Annotated in this window: 3 protein-coding genes; 2 read left to right on the plus strand and 1 reads right to left on the minus strand. The window is 67.3% G+C overall.

What is annotated here, in order from left to right; genetic code table 11:
- The coding region (locus AC3AYF_RS13440) for a TetR family transcriptional regulator C-terminal domain-containing protein (RefSeq protein WP_487779846.1) at positions 1-619 on the minus strand (619 nt) is incomplete at its 3' end.
- Between the two features lie 407 nt (positions 620-1,026).
- Between AC3AYF_RS13440 and xdhA the strand changes: the two genes are divergently transcribed.
- Both xdhA and AC3AYF_RS13450 read left to right on the plus strand, forming a co-directional pair.
- Positions 1,027-2,490: a xanthine dehydrogenase small subunit gene (gene xdhA, locus AC3AYF_RS13445; protein ID WP_295041385.1), complete on the plus strand. Its 1,464-nt coding sequence runs from the start codon at positions 1,027-1,029 to the stop codon at positions 2,488-2,490.
- The coding region (locus tag AC3AYF_RS13450) for a molybdopterin cofactor-binding domain-containing protein (protein WP_487779847.1) at positions 2,474-3,827 on the plus strand (1,354 nt) is incomplete at its 3' end. The genes xdhA and AC3AYF_RS13450, both read left to right, overlap by 17 nt.

A 3,827-nucleotide genomic window follows, 5' to 3' on the forward strand; every position in this document is an offset into this window, starting at 1 on the left:
CCCCACACCCCTTGATGATCACCTGGCACAGGAAATCGCCGGCCGACTGAAAGTCTCGTTCGTCGAGCTTGTCGCGATGGGTGATACCCACGATCTGGGTCTCGAAGTCGGCGTAATGCTGGGTAGCCGACCAGATCAGGAAGATCAGCCAGACGGGATCCACCGGATCCATCAACCCGCGCTCCGCCCATTGGCGGAAGACCTCGGCGCGGGCTTCCACCCACTCCCGCATTTCGCCGAACAGCGACTCCTTCAGAAACGGGGCGCCCTGCAGTATCTCGTTGGCGAAGAGCCGCGAGCTTCTGGGATGGGTCTGGCTCAGCTGCATCTTGCTGCGGATGAACGCCTCCAGCACCTCCGCCGGATCGTCATCGACGCTGATATCGCTCAGCATCTCGTTCCAGCGCCACATCGTGCGCTCGAGCAGGGTGACATAGAGGCGCCGCTTGCTACCGACGTAGTAGAGGACGTTGGACTTGGGGATTCCGGCCGCCGCGGCGATCGCCTGAATGCTGGCACCCCGATAGCCGTGTCGGGCGAAGACGCTCTCCGCCGCCTCGAAAATCCGCTGCTCGTTACGCTCCCGAGCCGTGGTTTCGGGAAGATCGTGATTATCCACCTGCGCTCCTTGCACACTTCTATCGGAATGGAATCGCCCGCCCCGGGACGTACCTCAAGGTTTGTACGAAAAGTCGGCGAGCGAAGGCAAGACAAGGCAAAAATCGGCGAAAGAGGACCGGGCTGGCGCTCCAGTTTACGGGGTGTAAATGAGCATCTTGAGCCGATTTTTAACGCCGTATTGCCGAGCGCAGACAGTTTTCGTACAGAGCCTAGTGGCCCACGGTGCCGATGCTATGCTGAATCGGGCGGGTTGTCTGCCGGCGGCCCGGTTCCAGTGCCGGTAGAGAGCACTTGCCATCAAGGCCGGAATCGAAGACGCTATCCAAAGCTGACCGATCGGTCAGGATTCATCCTGCAAGGTTGCCGGTAGACGGCGCCCCGCACAACGACAATGGCAGGCTCCCGATGATCGAATTCTTCCTCAATGGCCAGCATCGGCGACTGGCCGCCGCCCCCGATACCAGCGTACTCGAGCTGCTGCGCGGCCCGCTCGCGCAGCGCGGTACCAAGGAGGGTTGCGCCTCCGGCGACTGCGGCGCCTGCACCGTTGCCATCGCCCGCCCTGACGGCGACGGGTCGTTCGCCTATCGCACCCTGAACGCCTGCATCACGCCGGCGCATCAATTGCAGGGCACTCACCTGGTGACCGTCGACGGCCTGGCCCGGGGCGATGCGCTGCATCCGGCGCAGTCGTCGATGGTGGCGTGCCACGGCAGCCAATGCGGATTCTGCACGCCCGGCATCGTGATGTCGCTGTTCGCCCTGCACGAACAGCAGCGGGCGCTCCCCCACCAGGTGTTGGACAACCACCGGCTGGAAGCGGCGCTCGGCGGCAATCTGTGCCGCTGCACCGGCTACCGCCCCATTCGCGACGCCGCCCTGAGCATGGGCGAGCGCAGCGACACCCGCCCACCCTGGGCCGAGGATCCCACCCTCGAGAGGGCGGTTCGCGACCTCTCCCCGGCAGTGGCCGTCGAGGACCAGAGCGGCTATCTGACGCCGACGACCCTCGCCGAACTCACCACCGCCATGCAGCGCCATCCCGAGGCCAGGCTGGTCGCCGGCGCCACCGATCTCTGGCTCGAGGTCACCCAGCGGCTCGCGCAGTTCGAAACCCTGATCGATCTGCGCCAGGTCGAGGAGCTTCGCCAACTCGAGGAAGTCGCGGACGGCTGGTGGGTCGGCGCGGCGGTCACCTACCGCGAGTGGGAGCCGCTGCTGAAAACCCATTACCCCGCTTTCGCGCATCTGCTGACCCGGCTGGGCTCGGCCCAGATTCGCAACCGGGCCACCGTGGGCGGCAATATCGCCAATGCCTCTCCCATTGGCGATACGCCGCCCGTGCTGCTGACGCTGGACGCGAGAGTGCGTCTTGCCGGGCCGGACGGCATGCGGGAGCTCCCGCTGGACGCTTTCTTCCTCGACTACAAGCAGACCGCGCTCGCCCCCGGCGAGTGTATCGCCGCCATATTCCTCCCCAGGCCAGGCGACGGCCACGAGCAGCGCGTCTGGAAACTCTCCAAGCGGCGTGAAGACGACATCTCGACGCTGCTGGGCGCCTTCCGCTGGCGGCTGCAGGAGGGTGTGCTGCAGGACGTGCGTGTCGCCTACGGCGGCATGGCGGCGATTCCGCTGCGGGTCCGGGCCGTCGAGGCCGCGCTGGAAGGGAAGGCCCCCGACGAGCAGGCCTTCGCTGCCGCCAGGCGGGCACTCCAGCAGTCACTCACCCCGATGAGCGATGCCCGTGGCTCCCGCGACTACCGCGCCACCGCCGCGGCCAACCTGCTCGAACGCTGGCGACTGACACTCGCCCGAGCCGAGCTGGATGAACCGACGCAGGAGGTGACGCTCGATGCGTACGCTCACTGAAAAGCGAATCCGAAAGGCGCGCGCCGCTTCCGATGCCGTGCCGGAGGCCCTGGCCGAGGCCGACCGGGCGGAAGGCGCGGAGATCGGCCGCCTCGAGGGTGACGAGCCGGTTGCCCGCGATACCGTCAGCCCACGGCCGACGCGAGATGCTGTCCGTCACGCCCAGGCTCACGAGAGCGCCACCAAGCATGTCACCGGGCGTGCCCGCTACATCGACGATCTGCCGGCGCCCCATGACACGCTGCACGCCATGGAGGGGCTGAGCGAGGTGGCCCATGGCCGGGTGACGCGCCTCGACCTCGACGCGGTCCGGGCGATGCCCGGCGTCGTCGACGTGATCACGGCGCAGCATATTCCCGGCCATCGCGATATCGGCCCGGTGTTTCCCGGCGACCCCATGTTTGCCGACGCGGAGGTCAGCTATGTCGGCCAACCGCTGTTCGCGGTGGCCGCCACCAGTTATCCCGAGGCACGTCGCGCGGTGAAGGCGGCAGTGATCGAGATCGAGCCGCAGCCACCCCGCTTCGACCCGGTCGCCGCCGCCGAGGCCGGCGAATTCGTACGCCCCACGCACCGGCAGATCAGCGGGGATTGGGAGCAGGCGCTGGAGAGCGCGCCCCACGTGCTCGAGGCCGAGCAGTTCGTCGGCGGCCAGGAACACTTCTACCTGGAGGGCCAGGCCTGCCTGGTCGTGCCCGGCGAGGACGAAGGCGTCATCGTCCATACCTCCAACCAGCACCCCAGCGAGACCCAGAAGCTGGTCGCCGAGGTGCTGGATATCCCGTTCCACGCGGTGACGGTGGAGAACCGCCGCATGGGCGGCGGCTTCGGCGGCAAGGAGACCCAGGCCGCGGCCTGGGCGTGCGTGGCGGCGCTGCTGGCGAGGCGAACCGGCCGGGCCGTGCGCCTGCGCCTGCCCCGTGCCGACGATACCCGTGCCACCGGCAAGCGCCACCCGTTCCACAATCGCTATCGGTTGGGTTTCGACGCCGACGGCGTGATCCTCGGCGGCGACATCACCCTGATCGGCGACTGCGGCCACTCGCCGGATCTCTCCGAAGCGGTGGTCGACCGCGCCATGTTCCACGCCGACAACGCCTACTCGCTGGGCGCCGCGCGGGTGACCGGACACCGTGCCCGCACCCATACCGCATCGAATACCGCCTTTCGCGGCTTCGGCGGCCCCCAGGGGATGATGATCGTCGAACGGGCGATGGACGATATCGCCCGCTATGTCGGCCAGGATCCGTTGACCGTACGCAAGCGCAATCTCTATCGCAGCGGTCGCGATACCACCCACTACGGCCAGCACGTCGATCAGCATCCGCTGATGGTGG

This window comes from Salinicola sp. (assembly GCF_982684285.1).